Here is an 18,816-nt window from a genome sequence, read left to right as displayed (position 1 = left end):
TACTAAGCGAGGAATCTCACGATGCTGGAACTACTATCGTCGCACGCCTGTCATGGCGGCGAGCAGCGCTTTTACCGGCACCAGTCGCGCGCGATCGGTCTGCCGATGCGCTTCTCGGTCTATCTACCGCCGCAGGCATTGCATGAGAAAGCGGGACGTGTGCCGGCGTTGTTCTATCTGGCCGGACTGACCAGCACGGAAGAAACGTTTCCGATCAAGGCCGGCGCGCAGCGCTTCGCGGCACAGCATGGGCTCGCATTGATCGCGCCGGACACGAGTCCGCGCGGCGCGGGCGTGCCAGGCGAAAGCGATGCGTGGGACTTCGGCGTCGGCGCGGGCTTTTATGTGGACGCGACCGAGGAGCCGTGGTCCAGGAACTACCGGATGTACTCATACGTGCGGGATGAACTGCGCGAGACGGTCGTGAACGAATTGCCGGTCGACGGCGCGCGCCTCGGCATCTTCGGTCACTCGATGGGCGGGCACGGTGCGCTGGTGCTCGCGCTGCGCAATCCGGACATTTATCGGTCGGTGTCGGCGTTCGCGCCGATCGCGGCGCCGATGCGTTGTCCGTGGGGCGAGAAGGCGTTCAGCGGCTATCTCGGCAAGAACCGTGAAGCGTGGAAGCAGTACGACGCGAGCGAGCTGGTCGCGCACGGGACGCGCAAGTTCGCGGCAGGGATTCTCGTCGATCAGGGACTCGCGGATCAGTTCCTGCCCACGCAGCTGAATCCCGACGTGTTCGAAGCGGCGTGCAAGGCCGCCGGGCAGCCGTTGACGTTGCACCGGCATGAAGGCTACGACCACGGCTACTACTTCATCTCGACGTTCATCGAGGATCATCTCGCGCATCACGCGAAGGTGTTGCTCGGCTGAAAGACGTCGTAGAACGCGGCGCTAAATGAACAAACGGCGGCACCTCACGTGCCGCCGTTCGTTCATGTGATCGACGAAAGCGCCGCTCAATGCCGCTTCAGCAGACTCCCGCCATACACCGCCGCCGACAGCACGGTGATCCAGAAGCTCGTCGGCCAATCGGTATAGAACGCGAGCGACAAGCCGAGCCACGCCTGCGCGAGTGCGAAGACGGCCGCGAGCACGAGACCGGTGGACAGCCGCGTGCTCAGGTTCTGCGCGGCGGCGGCCGGGCCTACCATCAGCGTGAACACGAGCAGCACACCGACGATCTGCGTGCAGGCGGCAACGGCCAGCGCGGCGATCGCGAGAAACAGCACCGACACGCGGCGCAGCGACACGCCCTTCGCTTCGGCCAGCTCCGGCTGCAGCGACGCGAACAGCAGCGGCCGCATGATCGCCGCGAGCGCCACGAGACTCACTACCCCGAGCGCGGCAAGCACCCCGAGCGTCGACGCATTGACGCCGAGCACGTTGCCGAACAGCAGCGCCGTCACCTGTGTCGCATACGCGGTGAAGAAGTGCAGAAACAGCAGCCCGAAGCCGAGCGACAAGGAAAGGATCACGCCGATCGCGACGTCGCGGCCAGCGAGCCGTTCGCCGAGCGCGCCCATGCCGACACCGGCCGCGAGCGTGAAGCCGATCATCCCCCAGATCGGCGAGATGCCGATCAGCACCGCGCCGGTCGCGCCGGTGAAGCCGACATGCGACAGTGCGTGGCCCGCGAAGGTCTGTCCACGCATCACCAGAAAATAGCCGACCACGCCGGCCAGCACCGCGACGATCCCCGACGCCGCGAATGCGTTCACCATGAAATCGTATTCAAACATCGTGCTTGTGTCCGTCGCGTGAGTCGTGCGGGTTCGAGTGACTGTGTGAGTGGCCGTGCGAATGACCGTGGCCGTGGTCATGCGGGTGGCCGTGCGAATGCGTATGTCCGCCTTCCTCGTCGTGTTCGTGCTCGTGATCGTGCTTCTCGACTTCGACGCCGCCCGACATCACGAAGATGCGGCCATTCACGCGCATCACGTCGATCGGCGAACCGTACAGACGCGACAACACCGGCCGCGTGATCACTTCGTCGACGGTGCCGAGCGCCGCGACGCCGCTGCCGAGATACAGCACGCGATCGATCGAGTTCAGCAGCGGATTGAGTTCATGCGCGGAGAACAGCACCGAGATGCCGAGCTCCCGCTGCACGCGCCGCACGAGGTTGACGACGCTCTTCTGATGATGCGGATCGAGACTGATCAACGGCTCATCGAGCAGCAGCAGTTTGGGATTACCGAGCAGGCATTGCGCGAGCAGGAGCCGCTGCCGTTCGCCGCCGGACAACTCCGACAGCGGCCGCTTCGCGAGATTCGTTCCACCGACGAGTTCGAGCACCCGATCGACGTCCGCGCGCGTTTTCGCATCCGCATGCGGCAAGCCCCAGCGATGACCATCGGCGGCCATCGCGACGAAATCGCGGCCGCGCACACGGCGGCCGGCGAGCGCGCTGCGCGTCTGCGGCATATAGCCGATCGACGCGTTGCCGCGATCGACCGTTTGCCCGAGCAGGCGAATCGCGCCGGCCGCGGCGGGCACGAGGCCGAGTACCGCGCGCATCAGCGTCGTCTTGCCCGCGCCATTCGGCCCGAGCACACCGATGAACTCGCCCTGGTTCACGTCGAAACTGGTCTCGCGCAGGATCGTGCGGCCGCCCAGATCGAGCGTCACGTTGTCGAGTTCGAGCACGGGCGTGTCGCCGCGCGCGGTCGGTGCGCTTGCCGGCGCACCTGCTGGCGTTCGATGGCCAGTCGGAGTCATGGAGTCTGTCCTTTTGCGTTGGTCGCACCGTTCGGGCCGTTTGTATCGCCCGCCGCGAGCGCCCCCTGCAGCGCGTCGAGCTGCGTCAGCATCCACGTCTGATAGGTCTTGCCGGCCGGCAGGGTTTCGGTGACGCTTATCGTCGGTACCTTCGATTGTTGCGCGAGCTTCAGCATGCGTCGGGTCAGCGCCTCGGTGGCCTGGCTGTTGTAGATCAGCACGCGCACGCGCCGCTCGCGCAGATCGCGTTCGAACGCGGCGATATCGGCCGCGCTCGCTTCGGTGTCGTTCATCGCGGCGAGCTGGAAGCGCTGGTTGCGCATATTCAGGCCGATCGCGTCCGACATATAGCCGAACACCGGCTCGGTCGCCGTGACCGGCAGGCCCGCATAGCGGCCATGCAGCTCGGCTACCTTCGCGTCGATCGGCTTCAGCGAATCGAGAAACTTCGCGAGGTTCGCATCGTACGCCGACTTGTGCGCCGGGTCAGTAGCGCTGAGCGCGTCGCTGACCGCGCGCGCGACTTTGGGCATCGTCGCCGGGTCGTACCACAGGTGCGGATTGTCGCCACCTTTTTTGCCCACCAGATCGGCCGCGACGATCACGGTGCGCTGCGCGCCTTTCGACGCGGCCAGCAGCTTCGCCATCCACGGATCGTAGTCGGCGCCGCTGTAGACGATGAGACTCGCGTGCTGCAACGCGCGCGCAGTGGCCGGGCTCGCTTCGAACAGATGCGGGTCCTGGTTCGGGTTGTTGAGGATGCTGGTCACGTCGACACGATCGCCGCCGAGTTGCCGCACCACATCGCCATAAAAATTCTCCGCGGCGACGACCGAAATCTTCGCGTCGGCGGCGAACGCGCCATGGCCGAAGCCGAGCGCCGCGAGCGCGAGCAGACACGTGCGCAGATGGGTGCGTACAGACATCGAACCCTTCAGCGCGCGCTGCGCTCGGGACAACATCAAGCGGATCGTTTTCATCGTTGTTTCCTGCTGCTTGAGAGTTTGAATGAGTTACTCGGGGTGGCAAGGCCAAATACAGCGCGGCGCCGCGCGTCTGATTACGACGAAGCGCCCGCTGCGCCGCCGCCAGGCTTCGCGGCTCGCGCACATAGCCCGCACAGGCCGCTCAACTCGATCACCTGGCGATGCACCTCGAAGCCATGCGCGGGCGCGCTGTGCGACAGGCGGTCGGCGAGTTCGTCGCCGGGAATCTCGACGGTCGCGCCGCAGCCGTCGCACATCAGGAACTGGCTGCGATGCGGCACGCCGATTTCGCAGCAAGCGACGAACGCGTTCTTCGATTCGATCCGATGCACGAAGCCATGCGCGACGAGGAAGTCGAGCGCGCGGTAGACGGTGGTCGGCGGCATGCGACCGCGCTCGGGCGCGAGCGCGTCGAGCAACTCGTACGCGCCGACCGGCCGCTCGCTTGCGACGATCGCCGCATACACCTGGCGACGCAGCGGCGTCAGCGCGAGCCCCTGCGCCGCGGCGTGCGCATCCGCATGCGCGAGGCGCATGGCGTGCTGTTCGGCGAGCGAGGTAGTCATCGGCGCGAATCTCCTGGCGTGACGCCCCCGGCGGGCGACGAGGTCGAAATGATATAACGTATCGCGATTTTTTGTCAGCAGCGCGAATCTTCGCGGATTGGAAGCCTGCCGCGCTGCACCATCGAAATTCGTCCGCGTGCCTTGACATGACCCGGCCCGTATCCGATCATTCGATCACTAGCCGAGCAATTGATCGCGCGATGAGCGTTCGCTCACCACGCGCCAAGATGTAAAAACGAACCGGAGACAGGCAGTGGCACGATTGCAGGACAAGGTCGCCATTCTGACGGGCGCGGCCAGCGGTATCGGTGAAGCGGTGGCCCTGCGCTATCTCGACGAAGGCGCGCGCTGCGTGCTGGTCGACGTGAAGCCGACCGACAGCATCGGCGGCGCGCTGCGCGGCACCTACGGCGAGCGCGTGTTGAGCGTCAGTGCCGACGTCCGGCGCCGCGAGGACATCGAGCGCATCGTCACGAGCACGCTCGGCTGCTTCGGCCAGATCGACATCCTTTTCAATAACGCGGCGCTGTTCGACATGCGCCCGCTCCTCGACGAATCCTGGGACGTGTTCGACCGCCTGTTCGCGGTCAACGTGAAGGGCATGTTCTTCCTGATGCAAGCCGTCGCGCGGCAGATGGTCGAGCAGGGCCGCGGCGGCAAGATCATCAACATGTCGTCGCAGGCCGGCCGGCGCGGCGAGGCGCTCGTGTCGCACTACTGCGCGACCAAGGCGGCGGTGTTGAGCTATACGCAGTCCGCGGCGCTCGCGCTCGCGCCGCATAAGATCAATGTAAACGGCATCGCGCCGGGCGTCGTCGACACGCCGATGTGGAACGAGGTCGACGCGCTGTTCGCACGCTACGAGAACCGGCCGCTCGGCGAAAAGAAGCGCCTCGTCGGTGAGGCCGTGCCGCTCGGCCGCATGGGCGTGCCCGACGACCTGACCGGCGCCGCGCTGTTCCTCGCGTCTGCCGATGCCGACTACATCACCGCGCAGACGCTGAACGTCGACGGCGGCAACTGGATGAGCTGAACGAAGAGCAGGGAGCGGGTACGTTGGCTGCTTGGAGCGGCGCGTCATTCCGTCAAACGAACGCAGCATCACATAACGTATGAAAAAGGAGACAACCATGAAACCAGCTTTCAAATTCGCGCTGAAGGCGGCCGGTGCCGGCGCGGCCACCTGCTTCGCGCTGAGCGCATCGGCGGCGACGGTGACGATCGCGACACTGAACAATCCGGACATGATCGAGCTGAAGAAGCTGTCGCCCGCGTTCGAAAAAGCGAATCCGGACATCAAGCTGAACTGGGTGATCCTCGAAGAAAACGTGCTGCGTCAGCGCGCGACGACCGACATCACGACCGGCAGCGGCCAGTTCGACGTGATGACGATCGGCGCGTACGAAACGCCGCAATGGGGCAAGCGCGGCTGGCTCGCGCCGATCGCGAACCTGCCCGCGAACTACGACCTGAACGACGTCGTCAAGACGGCCCGCGACGGCCTGTCCGCGAACGGCCAGCTGTACGCGCTGCCGTTCTACGTCGAAAGCTCGATGACCTATTACCGCAAGGATCTGTTCGACAAGGCCGGCCTGAAGATGCCCGACCAGCCGACCTATGACCAGATCGCGCAATTCGCCGACAAGCTCACCGACAAGTCCAAGGAGCAATACGGCATCTGCCTGCGCGGCAAGGCGGGCTGGGGCGAGAACATGGCGTACGGCACGACGGTCGTGAACACGTTCGGCGGCCGCTGGTTCGACGACAAGTGGAACGCGCAGCTGACCTCGCCGGAATGGAAGAAGGCGATGACGTTCTATGTCGATCTGCTGAAGAAGGACGGCCCTCCGGGAGCGAGCTCGAACGGCTTCAACGAAAACCTGACGCTGATGTCGTCCGGCAAGTGCGCGATGTGGATCGACGCGACGGTCGCGGCCGGCATGCTGTACAACAAGCAGCAGTCGCAGATCGCCGACAAGGTCGGCTTCGCCGCGGCGCCGGTCGCGGTCACGCCGAAGGGCTCGCACTGGCTGTGGGCGTGGGCGCTGGCGATTCCGAAGTCGTCGAAGCAGGCCGATTCGGCGAAGAAGTTCATCGAGTGGGCGACCTCGAAGGAGTACATTGAACTGGTCGCGAAGGACGAAGGCTGGGCCTCGGTGCCTCCGGGCACGCGCCAGTCCACCTATGCGCGCCCCGAGTACAAGCAGGCCGCGCCGTTCGGCGACTTCGTGCTGAAGGCGATCCAGACCGCCGACCCGGATCATCCGACCTTGAAGCCGGTCCCGTACACCGGCGTGCAGTTCGTCGGAATTCCTGAGTTCCAGTCGTTTGGCACGGTGGTCGGGCAGAGCATCTCCGGCGCGATCGCCGGTCAGATGACGGTCGACCAGGCGCTCGCGGCCGGCAACGCGGCCGCGGACCGCGCAGTCAAGCAGGCGGGTTATCAGAAGTAACTGCGCAGAAATAACTGCGCTGCTGTAACCCGGCATGCCCGCCGCATCGACCGATGCGGCTCATGAAGCAGGGCGGCCGTTGGTCTGCGCCGTAAGCGATGCGGCGCGTGCCGTGCGTCATTCGGCACGGCACGCCGCGTCGCACACACGCGGCTCGGGCGAACGCTCCGCGCATTACCGAACAGGTGGTCCATCATGCGTCCTTTGCGCCTACCTTTGATGCACGCCCATCGCCAGACAGAAAAAGAACGCGAGGAGCGTAAGGCCAATTCGGCCCGCTGGCTCGTGGCGCCGTCGGTCAGCGTTCTCGTGCTGTGGATGGTCATTCCGCTCGCGATGACGATCTGGTTCTCGTTCTCGCACTACAACCTGCTGAATCCCGATCTGCGCGGTTTCGCCGGTTTCGACAACTACCGCTATCTCGCGACCGATCCGTCGTTCGGCCCGTCGATCGCGCACACGATCGAGCTGATCGTGTGGGTGCTCGTGATCACCGTGGTCGGCGGGGTGCTGATGGCGATCCTGTTCGATCGCAAGTTCTACGGGCAGGGCATCGCGCGCCTGCTCGCGATCGGACCGTTCTTCGTCATGCCTACGGTCAGCGCGCTGATCTGGAAGAACATGATCCTGCACCCGGTGTACGGTCTCGTCGCGCAGGGCATGCGCGCGCTCGGCATGCAGCCGATCGACTGGTTCGCCGACTATCCGCTGACCGCGGTGATCATGATCGTCGCGTGGCAGTGGCTGCCGTTCGCGTTCCTGATCCTGTTCACGGCGATCCAGTCGCTCGACCAGGAGCAGAAGGAAGCCGCGAAGATCGACGGTGCGGGTCCGTTCTCGATGTTCTTCTACATCACACTGCCGCATCTGAGACGCGCGATCGCGGTCGTCGTGATGATGGAGACGATTTTCCTGCTGTCGATCTTCGCCGAGATCTACACGACCACGGGCGGCGGCCCCGGCAACGCGACCACCACGCTGTCGTATCTGATCTTCTCGCTCGGCCTGCAGCAGTTCGACGTCGGTCTCGCATCGGCGGGCGGTATTCTCGCGGTCGTGCTGGCCAACATCGTGTCGTTCTTCCTCGTGCGGATGCTCGCGAAGAACCTGAAAGGGGAGTACGAAAAATGAGCCACGTTGCCTCCACTGCGGCATCGACGACGCAGCCCGTCGCGGTGCCGACCAAATCGCCGTTCGACACGATTCGCCGCGGCATTCCCGGCGTGATCGCGTGGCTCGTCGCGCTGCTGCTGTTCTTCCCGATCTTCTGGATGACGATCACCGCGTTCAAGACCGAGCAGCAGGCCTACGCGTCGTCGCTGTTTTTCATGCCGACGCTCGACAGCTTCCGCGAAGTGTTCGCGCGCAGCAACTACTTCGCGTTCGCGTGGAACTCGGTGCTGATCTCGGTCGGCGTCACGCTGCTGTGCCTGATCCTCGCGGTGCCGTGCGCGTACGCGATGGCGTTCTTCCCGACGCACCGCACGCAGAAGGTGCTGCTGTGGATGCTGTCGACGAAGATGATGCCGTCGGTCGGCGTGCTCGTGCCGATCTATCTGCTCTGGAAAAACAGCGGCCTGCTCGATACGGTGTCGGGTCTGATCATCGTGTACACGCTGATCAATCTGCCAATCGCGGTCTGGATGGCTTTCACGTACTTCGCCGAGATTCCGCGCGACATTCTCGAAGCCGGGCGCATCGACGGCGCGGCGACATGGCAGGAGATCGTCTATCTGTTGATGCCGATGGCACTGCCCGGACTCGCGTCGACCGCGCTGCTGCTCGTGATTCTCGCGTGGAACGAGGCGTTCTGGAGCATCAACCTGTCGAGCTCGAACGCCGCGCCGCTGACCGTGTTCATCGCGTCGTATTCGAGTCCTGAGGGGTTGTTCTGGGCGAAGTTGTCGGCCGCTTCGTTGCTGGCGGTCGCACCGATCCTGATCGTCGGCTGGCTGTCGCAGAAGCAGCTGGTGCGCGGCCTCACGTTCGGGGCGGTCAAGTGATGGCGGACCCGACGGCGGGTCCGGGCGTCGCGCGATATGCGTTGATCTGCGATTGCGACGGCGTGCTGATCGACAGCGAAGCGGTGGCCGCGCGCATGCTGGTGCGGGAACTCGAGGCGCGCTGGCCCGGCGTCGACGTCGAGCCGGTCGTGCTGCCGCTGCTCGGGCTGCGCATCGAGCGCGTGCTGCAGGACACCGCGACGCAGCTCGGCCAGCAGCTCGGCGCCGACGATATCGACGCGATCCGCCGCGCGGTCGAAGCGGCGGCGATCGATGCGCCCGCGGTCGACGGCATCGAGATGGCGCTGACCCAGGTGCCGCTCGTCAAGGGCTGCGCGAGCAATAGCTTCCGGCCGTACGTCGAGACGGTGCTGGCGCGCACGGGCCTGAAGCGGTTCTTCGGCGAGCGGCTGTTCTGCGCCGACGCGGTGCCGAATCCGAAGCCCGCGCCGGACGTGTATCTGGCGGCGGCGCAAGGCTTCGGGCTCGCGCCTGCCTCGTGCCTTGTCGTCGAGGACAGCGTGACGGGTGTCACGGCGGCGGCCACGGCGGGCATGGCGGTGCTGGGGTTTATCGGCGGCGGTCATGCGAGCAATGCGCAGATCGAGCGTCTGCACGCGGCGGGCGCGCGTCATGTGTTCGACGATATGCGGCAGTTGCCCGACCTCGTCGCGCAATGGACACTGTCCGCGACGACCGCGGCGCCATGAGCGCGCGAACGTACGCGACACCAAACGGCATCAGGTTGCAGCACGAAGTAACGAGCAGCATCGAACAGCATTACACGGAGACACATCATGGCAAGCGTAACCTTGCGCAACATCAGAAAGGCCTACGACGACAACGAAGTGATGCGCGACATCAATCTCGACATCGCCGATGGCGAGTTCGTCGTGTTCGTCGGGCCGAGCGGTTGCGGCAAATCGACCCTGATGCGGATGATCGCGGGCCTCGAGGACATCACGGGCGGCGATCTGAACATCGACGCCGTGCGCATGAACGACGTGCCGCCGGCCAAGCGCGGCATCGCGATGGTGTTCCAGTCGTACGCGCTGTATCCGCACATGACGCTGTACGACAACATGGCGTTCGGCCTGAAGCTCGCCGGCGCGAAGAAGCCGGAGATCGACGCGGCCGTACGCAACGCGGCGAAGATTCTGCATATCGACCATCTGCTCGATCGCAAGCCCAAGCAGTTGTCGGGCGGACAGCGGCAGCGCGTCGCGATCGGCCGCGCGATCACGCGCAAGCCGAAGGTGTTCCTGTTCGACGAGCCGCTATCGAATCTCGACGCCGCGTTGCGCGTGAAGATGCGCCTCGAGTTCGCGCGCCTGCACGACGAGCTGAAGACGACGATGATCTACGTGACGCACGACCAAGTGGAGGCGATGACTTTGGCCGACAAGATCGTGGTGCTGTCGGCGGGCAATCTGGAGCAGGTCGGCAGCCCGACGATGCTGTATCACGCGCCGGCGAACCGTTTCGTCGCAGGTTTCATCGGTTCACCGAAGATGAACTTCATGGAAGGCGTCGTGCAGTCGGTGTCGCGCGACGGCGTTTCGGTGCGTTACGAGAGCGGCGAGACGCAGCGCGTGTCGGTCGAGCCCGGCGCGGCGAAGCAGGGCGACAAGGTGACGGTCGGCATCCGCCCCGAGCACCTGCACGTCAGCACGACCGAGGACGGTATCGAGGCGCGTACGATGACGGTCGAATCGCTCGGGGATGCGGCGTATCTGTACGCGGAGTCGAGCGTCGCGCCGGACGGTTTGATCGCACGGATTCCGCCGCTCGAGAGGCATGTGAAGGGTAATACGCAGAAGCTTGGCGCGACGCCGGAGCATTGCCATCTGTTCGATAGCGACGGGAAGGCGTTCCAGCGCAAGATTGTTGAGGTATTGGCGGCTTGAGGATGAAGCGGGAAGCGGCGTGTGGGCGCCGCTTTCCTGCATAGGCGAGGTTTTTCGTGCGTTGTGACCATGAGCCGCGCCTCGCCGTGTTCCGTGCTGTACTACGGTCTCCTGTTTTGTCACGTTGAAATACTTGATGTTGTGTCGCCGCGCAGTTTGACTATCGGTCAATGATAGCAGCTGCCACGGCCCGGTATTGGCCGCCGAACAGCGCCTTCTCTTTCTCTCCGAATCATCCATCGCCCATAGACCGACCGTGAATCCTCCGGTCAACTTGGGATCCCGAAAGGAATGGAGAGGACTTCTGCATGTCACAGGTGAATGAATCGGACGGCGTGCGCGTCGTACTGAGCGCTCCGCAGCTCGCGGCCGTGCTGGCCCGTCAGTCGATTAGTATGACTGAGACGCTTTCGAACCGGTTGTGGGGCGGTTTGCAGGTTGTCGGCGGGGTATTGGAAATGGTTGGAGCGGGCGCTTTATGCGTTCTGCCCGAACCGACTATGGCAAGCAAGGCCGGGTGCATCGTGTTCGGCGTGCATGGCTCGGATACCGCCGCTGCAGGTCTGCGACAGGTTTGGACCGGGCGGGATACCGCCACGCTCACCCAACGCGGTACGGCGAAGCTGGCGGAAACAATGAAGGCCAGCCCCGACATGGCCAACAATATCGGGCTGTCACTCGATATCGCCGTGTCGGCGGGCGTGGCGGGATCGATCAAGGCAGTACGAGCGTCGGAGATCACACTGGGCCGGATCAGGCTGCAGATGCATGAAGCGAAGGCAGGCAGCGGACTTGGCGGACATACGCTTCTGAAGCATGTGGGACGCACTGAGGCACAATTGTCGGAGAGATTGTTGAAGGAACCGTGGCGGGACCGGGTCTCCTCATTCACGAATATTGCTGCGGCGGAATGGGCCATATCGGACACGATGCGGGCCAACGCCATTGCGATCAGATCGTGGGCTGCTTCCCCGTCAAGAGATTTGGCTTTAAAAAGGGATGTCGGGAAAAATGTTGGCTATACCTTGTTCAAAGAATCAGGAAAATTGATAAATTCTAGTAAGGTCACCGTTGTTCTTCGGCATAAGACGTACAATGGAATGCCATACTTTATTCTCACCGCTTATCTGGATGTCTAATTGGGGGTAAAAATGAGTTTAATTTCGGACATTCTTGCGGCGAGAGGTCCAACGATGGTTAGAGTTTCCAGTGTTCTGGACTATTCAAATGACCTGTCCTTGGTACTCTCCAAATTCGGCCTGACTCAAGATGAGGCGATGCTAGTGACCCTGGATAGAGCGGGGGCAATTGCCATTCTGACGAACCTGCTTTGGAAAGAACAGGCTTATGATTGTGAACGCATGGACAGGAGTAAAGCGGAAGAGCTGGCCGAAGAGATAATTGCGGAAAATGAGTCAAAAGACAGCAAATACTTTTCAAACAAGGAATCGCCATCATCGGATTCATGGAACGGCTTTACAGAATCAACATTCGACTCGGGTGTCGTTATAAGTGGTGGAGATGGTCAATATTTCTGTATCTGGTTTGAAGATGAAGATTGATTTGACGTGTGTGTAAGCAATCGTTCAGTAGGTTAAAAAACGGAAGGCCCGCCTTGTCTGCGGGCCCCTCTCCATGCCATTCATGCGCGTCACCTAAACGCAGCACAATCACGCCTCCAACGCCGCCCGCGCACACAACTCATCGGTAACGAGCCCCGACAACCACCCACCCTTGAGCACCGCGATCAAAGCCTCACGCTTGCGCTGCCCGCCCGCAAACCCGATGGTCGGCCGGCGCGGCGGCGCGTCGAGCGCGATGCTCGTCACGCGCCGGCCGGTCGGCGATTCGACGTGCGCGCCGGCCGCATCGATCGGCAGGCCCAGCATTTCGGCGACCGCGCCGTTGTGCATCAACTCCTTCACCTCGCCTTCCGTGATGAAGCCGTCCTCGTGCAACGGACAGGTCATGCCGATGTTGCCGATGCCGACGAACGCGACGTCGGCCTGCGCGGACAGCGACTCGACGATCCGATAAAGACGGTGATTGCACCACTGCGCGCGCTCGGCCTCGCTGTCAGCGAGCAGCGGCGCGGGCAGCAGAAAATGCTTGCCACCAGTCTTTTCGGAAATGTGCAGCGCGACGTCGTAGCGGTTCGAGGAGCCGTCCTGCGCGATCGCCCCGACCATCGATACCAACCGGTGCTGCGGACGGTCCAGCTGCGCGATCTGATCGACCGCGGCTTTCAGCGTGCGCCCGCTGCTGACCGCGACCACCATCGGCTTTTCCGCGGTCAGATAACGCTCCATCACCTGTGCGCCGGCCACCGCGAGCTTGCGGTCGAGTTCCTCGGGTGTATCGCCATCGATCGGCACGACCTCGCACATGCTGAGGCCGTAGCGCTTCGACAACTGATCGGCGAGCGACAGACAATCGGCGAGCTTGTGGTCGACCCGCACGCGGATCAGGTTCTTTTCGACCGCGAATGCGACGAGCCGCTGCGCGACCGGCCGCGACACCTGCAGCTTCTCGGCGATTTCGTTCTGGGTATTGCCCGCGACGTAGTAAAGCCACGCGGCGCGCGTGGCGAGATCGAGTTTTTCTGTGGACCTGGGCACGATGAGATTTCGCTTGGAGTGTGCCGATGATAGCGGCCGGCGGCGCGTCTGTCGCGCAGGCCGGCCGCGGATGACGCTCAGGCGAGCGGGGCGCGGGCGGGATCGAACAGCGGCCGTACGTGGCGATACAGCGCGCGATACGCTTCGAGGCGCGTGCGCAATTCCGCGTGGCGGCGCGGATTCGGCGTGAACTCCTTTTCGACGGGCGGCTTGGTCAGCACGGTGGCTGGCTCGCCACCTGCGGCGAGCCAGCCGAGACGCGCCGCGCCGAGCGCCGCGCCGGTTTCGCCGCCGCCATGCTTGACGGTGACGGTGTCGAGCGCATCGGCGAGCAACTGGGCCCAGTAATCGCTGCGTGCGCCGCCGCCGAGCAGCGACAGCACCTTCGCTTCGGTGCCGGCCGCGCGCAGCGCGTCGAGGCCGTCGGTCAGCGCGAGCGTCACGCCTTCGAGCACCGCATAGCCGAGCAGCGCGCGGTCGGTAGCGTGAGTCATGCCGAAGAATACGCCTTGCGCGTAGGGGTCGTTGTGCGGCGTGCGCTCGCCCGACAGATACGGCAAGAAGAGCGGCGCGGTGGTCAACGCCTCGGCGGGCAGCGCCTCGATTTCGGCGAGCAGCGTCGGCTCGTCGGTCGACGTGAGCTTGCAGACCCAGCGCAAACAGCTCGCTGCCGACAGCACCACGCTCATCTGATGCCAGCGGTCCGGGATCGCATGACAGAACGCGTGCACGGCGGAGGCCGGGTTCGGCCGGAAGCTGTCGCCGACCACGCACAGCACGCCCGATGTACCCAGCGACACGAAGCCGTCGCCCGGTTGCGTCGCGCCGATGCCGATCGCGCTGGTCGCATTGTCGCCGCCGCCGGCCGCGACGATCACGTCGTCGCGCAGGCCGAATTCGCGCGCGAGTTCCGGCAGCAGCGTGCCGGCCGGCGCGCTGCCTTCACGAAGCGCAGGCATCTGCGCGCGCGTCATGTTGCAGGCAGCGAGCAGCGAATCCGACCAATCGCGTTTCGCGACGTCGAGCCACAATGTGCCGGCCGCGTCCGACGGATCGGACACCTTGCCGCCCGTCAGTTGCAGGCGCAGATAGTCTTTCGGCAGCAGCACGCAGGCAGTCCTGGCGAAAATCTCCGGTTCGTGACGCGCGACCCACAGCAGCTTCGGCGCGGTGAAACCGGGCATCGCCAGATTGCCGGCGACGCTGTGCAGATCCGGCGCGCGTTCGGTCAGCTCCGCGCATTCCTTGTCGCTGCGCATGTCGTTCCACAGGATCGCGGGCCGCAGCACACGATTCTCCGCATCGAGCAGCACCGCGCCGTGCATCTGCCCCGACAGGCCGATGCCGCGAATCTGCGCGAACTCGTCGGGATGACGCTCGCGCAACGCGGCGAGCGCGCTGCGCGTGCCCGCCCACCAGTCTTCGGGATTCTGCTCGGCCCAGCGCTGGTGTGGACGCGAAACGGTGAACGGCGAGCCTGCGGTGCCGATCACGCGGCCATCGGAGGCGAGCAGCAGAACTTTCACTTCGGACGTGCCGAGGTCGATGCCTAGGTACATGGGAGCGAAACCTTCGTCGTTGGAGATGCGCTACTTTATCCGCACATCGCGCGCGCTGTCATGCGCATTAAGCCTGGCTCGTCAAGCCGCGCCGCGTTTCGCGAGCCAAGCGTCGACACGCGCGAGCGCGCCGGCGAGCGCCGCTTCGAGCTCGGGCGTCTGCGCCATGCCGCCCCACAGCAGCCGGTCGGCCGCGAATGCGCGCAGCGGATCGGGCGCCGAGAAAAAGCCGCGGGCGACGCGCTCGTCCATCACGCCGTCCTGATACGCGTAAGGCAGCTTGCCCGTGTGCCAGCGCTCCAGAAAGCGGAAGAACAACGCGGGCAGCATCGCGGTCGCCGCCGGCGTGACGCCGCGCTCGAAGCATTCGGCGAGTGTCGGCGCGATGAAGCCGGGCAGCTTCGAGAAGCCATCGGCGGCAACGCGCTGGTTCGTGTCGAGAATATGCGGATTGCTGAAGCGCTCGAGCACGACGTCGCGATAGCGTTCGAGATCGAGCGGGCTCGGTGTCAGACACGGGATCACGTCCTCGGTCACGTAGTCGTATGCGAACTGGCGGATGTCGGCGTCGAGCGTGCCTTCGTGGATGTAGTTCAGGCCGACCAGCGTGCCCGCCCACGCGATGCAGCTATGCGTCGCGTTGAGGATGCGGATCTTCGCTTCTTCGTACGGCAGCACCGAATCGACGAGTTCCGCGCCGACCTTCTCCCAGGCCGGCCGTCCCGCGATGAAGCGGTCTTCGATCACCCACTGGATGAACGCTTCGCCCATCACCGGGCTCGCGTCGTCGACGCCGGTCGCGGCCTTCACGCGCTCGCGCACGTCGGGCGTCGGACGCGGCGTGATGCGATCGACCATCGAGCACGGGCACGAGGTGTTGTCGTCGAACCATTGCGCCAGTTCGTTCGCGCCGCGTCGTTCGAGAAACTCGCTCATGCCCGCATGAAAGCGCTCGCCGTTGCTGCGCAGGTTGTCGCAGGTCTGCAGCGTGACCGGTCCCGCGCCGCGCTTCACGCGCGCGTCGAGAATCTCCGCGAGCGCGCCGTAGATCGTCGTGTGACCGCCGGCGAGGTCGGCGGCGAGATCCGGATTCGCGGTGTCGAGCCGGTCGTGTTCATCGAGGTAATAGCCGCCTTCGGTCACGGTGAACGCGATGATCTTGCAGGCCGGATCGGCACCCGCTTCGATCAACCCGTCGAGGCTTTCGCTCCACGGCAGCACGCGCTCGATCGAGCGGATCGTCTCGTAGGCGCGCTGGCCTTGCGGCGTGACCGTTTCGAGCGTGTAGACGCCGTTCTGCGCAGCGAGCGCTTCGAGCACCGGGTTCATGTCGCCGCGAATATTGCCGACGGTCAGCGACCAGTGCGGCTCGCTGGCCGCGCTCGCTTCGTTCAGCCGATGCAGATACCACGCCTGATGCGCGCGATGAAACGAACCCGCGCCGATGTGCAGGATCACGTGTGCGGCCGCGCCGCTGCCTTGCCCGCTGTTCATGTCGTGTCTCCGATGTCGGCCAGAGTCAGCGCTTCAGCGCTTGCTCTGGTCCCATGCAACGTAGTTGCAAACGTCCACCGCGCTCTTGGCGCGCGTTTTGTGCGTGCAGAGCATTTGCTCTGTATGTGAGCGAATGATCGTACCCGGCGAAACGAAAGTCAAGGCAACGGGGCGGGGTTTTGATGGCGCAGCGCGGCATGCTGGATGCGCGGGCTGCGGCGAGCAGTGTTCGAGGCCGGAACCCGCGCTGCGTTACTCATATTGCATTGCATCAAATTTGACCTCGCGCGCGTCCGGACTAACCCCAGTGCAAAAAAGTATCGGTCCGCGGTTTCTTTTTAAGTGGTCGCCAACGCGTTTGGCGGTTACTTTTCGCTTTACAAGATCAAGATCAAGATCAAGATCGGCGGCGCCTCACCGTGCCGCTCCATGGAGGCAGACAGTGCAACCTGATCTCGAAATCGTGGCCGTACGCCACGATGAGTCGTTCAAAGTGTGGTCGCATGGCTATCCGTATCGCACGGTGCGCTGGCACTTTCATCCGGAGTACGAGATTCATCTGATCGTCGCGACGACGGGCAAGATGTTCGTCGGCGATCACATCGGCAGCTTCGCGCCCGGCAATCTCGTGCTGATGGGGCCGAACCTGCCGCACAACTGGGTCAGCGACGTGCCCGAAGGCGAGAGCGTCGCGCAGCGCAATCTGGTCGTGCAGTTCGGCCAGGAGTTCGTGTCGAACTGTCTTGAGAGTTTTCCGGAGTGGCGTCAGGTCGAGGCGATGCTTGCCGATGCGCGTCGCGGCCTGTCGTTCGGTCACGAGACCTCGGCGCAAATCAAGCCGCTCTTTCTCGAACTGCTCGGGGCGCGCGGACTGCGCCGGCTCGTGCTGTTCATGTCGATGCTCGAGATCCTGATGAACGCGCCGGATCGCGACACGCTCGCGAGTCCCGCATACCAGGCCGATCCGACCAGTTTCGCGGCAACCCGCATCAACCATGTGCTCGCGTATATCGGCAAAAACCTCTCGAACGAATTGCGCGAGTCGGAGCTTGCGCAACTCGCCGGCCAGAGCGTCAGCGCGTTTTCGCGTTATTTCCGCCGCCATACCGGGCTGCCTTTCGTGCAGTACGTGAATCGCATGCGCATCAATCTCGCGTGCCAGTTGCTGACCGACGGCGAACTGAGCGTGACCGACATCTGCTTCAAGGCGGGCTTCAACAACCTGTCGAATTTCAACCGGCAGTTTCTGGCCATGAAGGGCATGGCGCCATCGACGTTCCGCCGTTATCAGCAACTGAACGATGCGAGCCGCGACGCTTCCGAGCAAGCGGCCGCGCATGGCAGGGGCATCGACAACGCGCCGGCGATCGTGCTCGCGCCGGGCTTGCCGCGTAGCGGCGTCGCATATCCGGTCACATAGTGCCCGCCCGGTAGTCCGCTGTTTTAGTCAACTCGCGTTTCAACACGCATCGATCGCGCTGTGCGCACACAGCGCGAGGGGGCGTGCTCACTTCAAAAAATGGAGACAACCATGAAGCCGTCTACTCTTTCGCTCAATTCTTCGACGATGTTCGCGCGCCGCATCTCCGCGCTCGCGTTCGGTTTGTCGCTCGTCGCCGTATCGGCTGCGCAGGCCGCGCCGCTGAAAATCGGCATGACGTTTCAGGAACTCAACAACCCGTACTTCGTGACGATGCAAAAAGCGCTGAACGACGCGGCCGCATCGACCGGCGCGACCGTCGTCGTCACCGACGCGCATCACGACGTCAGCAAGCAGGTCAGCGACGTCGAAGACATGCTGCAAAAGAAGATCGACATCCTGCTCGTCAATCCGACCGACTCGACCGGCATCCAGTCGGCGGTTACGTCGGCGAAGAAGGCGGGCGTCGTCGTGGTCGCGGTCGATGCGAACGCGAACGGCCCGGTCGATTCGTTCGTCGGCTCGAAGAACTACGACGCGGGCGTGATGGCTTGCGACTACCTCGCGAAGTCGATCGGCGGCAGCGGCGAAGTGGCGATTCTCGACGGCATTCCGGTCGTGCCGATTCTCGAACGCGTGCGCGGCTGCAAGGCGGCGCTCGCGAAGTCGCCGGGCGTGAAGCTCGTCGATACGCAGAACGGCAAGCAGGAACGCGCGACCGCGCTGTCCGTTACCGAGAACATGATCCAGGCGCATCCGAATCTGAAGGGCGTGTTCAGCGTCAACGACGGCGGTTCGATGGGTGCGCTGTCGGCGATCGAATCGTCGGGCAAGGACATCAAGCTGACGAGCGTCGATGGTGCGCCTGAGGCGATCGCCGCGATTCAGAAGCCGGATTCGAAATTCGTCGAGACGTCGGCGCAGTTCCCGGCCGACCAGGTGCGCATCGCGCTCGGCATCGCGCTCGCGAAGAAGTGGGGCGCCAATGTGCCGAAAGCAATTCCGGTCGACGTGAAAATGATCGACAGGAGCAACGCGAAGGGCTTCAGCTGGTAACGCAAGCGCAGGCCGCCGCGCGTGGCGATC

The 18,816-nt window shown here is 64.0% G+C and carries 18 protein-coding genes; 11 read left to right on the top strand and 7 right to left on the bottom strand.

The genetic code is table 11. The annotated features are described in order from the left end of the window. Positions 1-21: 21 nt before the first annotated feature. Positions 22-876: an S-formylglutathione hydrolase gene (gene fghA, locus AB4Y34_RS08475; RefSeq protein ID WP_368715771.1), complete on the top strand. Its 855-nt coding sequence runs from the start codon at positions 22-24 to the stop codon at positions 874-876. 86 nt (positions 877-962) lie between these two features. On the opposite strand, the gene AB4Y34_RS08470 is transcribed toward fghA, so the two are convergent. From AB4Y34_RS08470 to AB4Y34_RS08455, 4 genes are all read right to left on the bottom strand, one after another. Further along, complete coding sequence (locus tag AB4Y34_RS08470; protein WP_176384402.1) at positions 963-1,745, bottom strand: metal ABC transporter permease; 783 nt, start codon at positions 1,743-1,745, stop codon at positions 963-965. Beyond that, positions 1,738-2,724 (bottom strand): ABC transporter ATP-binding protein, encoded by a 987-nt coding sequence (locus AB4Y34_RS08465; RefSeq protein WP_368715770.1) that lies wholly within the window; start codon positions 2,722-2,724, stop codon positions 1,738-1,740. The genes AB4Y34_RS08470 and AB4Y34_RS08465 overlap by 8 nt, the downstream gene beginning before the upstream one ends. Then, positions 2,721-3,704: a metal ABC transporter solute-binding protein gene (locus tag AB4Y34_RS08460; RefSeq protein ID WP_368715769.1), complete on the bottom strand. Its 984-nt coding sequence runs from the start codon at positions 3,702-3,704 to the stop codon at positions 2,721-2,723. The genes AB4Y34_RS08465 and AB4Y34_RS08460 overlap by 4 nt, the downstream gene beginning before the upstream one ends. An 80-nt stretch (positions 3,705-3,784) precedes the next feature. Further along, positions 3,785-4,276: a Fur family transcriptional regulator gene (locus AB4Y34_RS08455; protein WP_176384408.1), complete on the bottom strand. Its 492-nt coding sequence runs from the start codon at positions 4,274-4,276 to the stop codon at positions 3,785-3,787. Positions 4,277-4,529: 253 nt separating this feature from the next. Here AB4Y34_RS08455 and AB4Y34_RS08450 point away from each other — a divergent pair, with 253 nt between their 5' ends. From AB4Y34_RS08450 to AB4Y34_RS08415, 8 genes are all read left to right on the top strand, one after another. Next, a complete protein-coding gene (locus tag AB4Y34_RS08450; RefSeq protein ID WP_176105164.1) occupies positions 4,530-5,309 on the top strand; it encodes an L-iditol 2-dehydrogenase in 780 nt (259 codons plus the stop codon). Between the two features lie 97 nt (positions 5,310-5,406). Beyond that, positions 5,407-6,729 carry a sugar ABC transporter substrate-binding protein gene (locus AB4Y34_RS08445; protein WP_176105165.1) on the top strand — a complete coding sequence of 441 codons (1,323 nt, stop codon included), beginning with the start codon at positions 5,407-5,409 and terminating at the stop codon, positions 6,727-6,729. A 195-nt stretch (positions 6,730-6,924) separates the two neighbouring features. Then, positions 6,925-7,860: a carbohydrate ABC transporter permease gene (locus AB4Y34_RS08440; protein ID WP_368715768.1), complete on the top strand. Its 936-nt coding sequence runs from the start codon at positions 6,925-6,927 to the stop codon at positions 7,858-7,860. Further along, on the top strand, positions 7,857-8,732 hold the full coding sequence (locus AB4Y34_RS08435) for a carbohydrate ABC transporter permease (RefSeq protein ID WP_013090394.1): 876 nt from the start codon (positions 7,857-7,859) through the stop codon (positions 8,730-8,732). The genes AB4Y34_RS08440 and AB4Y34_RS08435 overlap by 4 nt, the downstream gene beginning before the upstream one ends. Next, positions 8,732-9,442: an HAD family hydrolase gene (locus AB4Y34_RS08430; RefSeq protein ID WP_368596461.1), complete on the top strand. Its 711-nt coding sequence runs from the start codon at positions 8,732-8,734 to the stop codon at positions 9,440-9,442. Before AB4Y34_RS08435 ends, AB4Y34_RS08430 begins: the two co-directional genes overlap by 1 nt. An 87-nt stretch (positions 9,443-9,529) precedes the next feature. Further along, complete coding sequence (locus tag AB4Y34_RS08425; protein WP_176384418.1) at positions 9,530-10,639, top strand: ABC transporter ATP-binding protein; 1,110 nt, start codon at positions 9,530-9,532, stop codon at positions 10,637-10,639. 308 nt (positions 10,640-10,947) lie between these two features. Next, on the top strand, positions 10,948-11,778 hold the full coding sequence (locus AB4Y34_RS08420) for an RNase A-like domain-containing protein (protein WP_368715767.1): 831 nt from the start codon (positions 10,948-10,950) through the stop codon (positions 11,776-11,778). A 12-nt stretch (positions 11,779-11,790) separates the two neighbouring features. Then, positions 11,791-12,201 (top strand): hypothetical protein, encoded by a 411-nt coding sequence (locus AB4Y34_RS08415; protein WP_176384422.1) that lies wholly within the window; start codon positions 11,791-11,793, stop codon positions 12,199-12,201. Between the two features lie 108 nt (positions 12,202-12,309). On the opposite strand, the gene AB4Y34_RS08410 is transcribed toward AB4Y34_RS08415, so the two are convergent. The 3 genes from AB4Y34_RS08410 to dalD form a co-directional block, all read right to left on the bottom strand. Further along, positions 12,310-13,257: a sugar-binding transcriptional regulator gene (locus AB4Y34_RS08410; protein ID WP_176105172.1), complete on the bottom strand. Its 948-nt coding sequence runs from the start codon at positions 13,255-13,257 to the stop codon at positions 12,310-12,312. A 77-nt stretch (positions 13,258-13,334) separates the two neighbouring features. Further along, the gene (xylB, locus tag AB4Y34_RS08405; protein WP_176365655.1) at positions 13,335-14,816 is read right to left on the bottom strand and encodes a xylulokinase; all 1,482 of its coding nucleotides are present in this window, start codon (positions 14,814-14,816) and stop codon (positions 13,335-13,337) included. Between the two features lie 81 nt (positions 14,817-14,897). Then, positions 14,898-16,310, bottom strand: coding sequence for a D-arabinitol 4-dehydrogenase (dalD, locus tag AB4Y34_RS08400; protein WP_368715766.1), 1,413 nt, complete (start codon positions 16,308-16,310; stop codon positions 14,898-14,900). 442 nt (positions 16,311-16,752) lie between these two features. Between dalD and AB4Y34_RS08395 the strand changes: the two genes are divergently transcribed. Both AB4Y34_RS08395 and AB4Y34_RS08390 read left to right on the top strand, forming a co-directional pair. Further along, positions 16,753-17,730 (top strand): AraC family transcriptional regulator, encoded by a 978-nt coding sequence (locus AB4Y34_RS08395; protein ID WP_176121731.1) that lies wholly within the window; start codon positions 16,753-16,755, stop codon positions 17,728-17,730. A gap of 111 nt (positions 17,731-17,841) precedes the next feature. Then, a complete protein-coding gene (locus AB4Y34_RS08390) occupies positions 17,842-18,786 on the top strand; it encodes a substrate-binding domain-containing protein (RefSeq protein ID WP_368715765.1) in 945 nt (314 codons plus the stop codon). The last annotated feature ends 30 nt before the right edge of the window (positions 18,787-18,816 follow it).

This window comes from Paraburkholderia sp. BR10954 (assembly GCF_040965775.1).
GTDB lineage: Bacteria > Pseudomonadota > Gammaproteobacteria > Burkholderiales > Burkholderiaceae > Paraburkholderia > Paraburkholderia youngii.
Note: the sequence above shows the minus strand (reverse complement) of the source record. Positions and strands in the feature narration are given on the sequence as shown.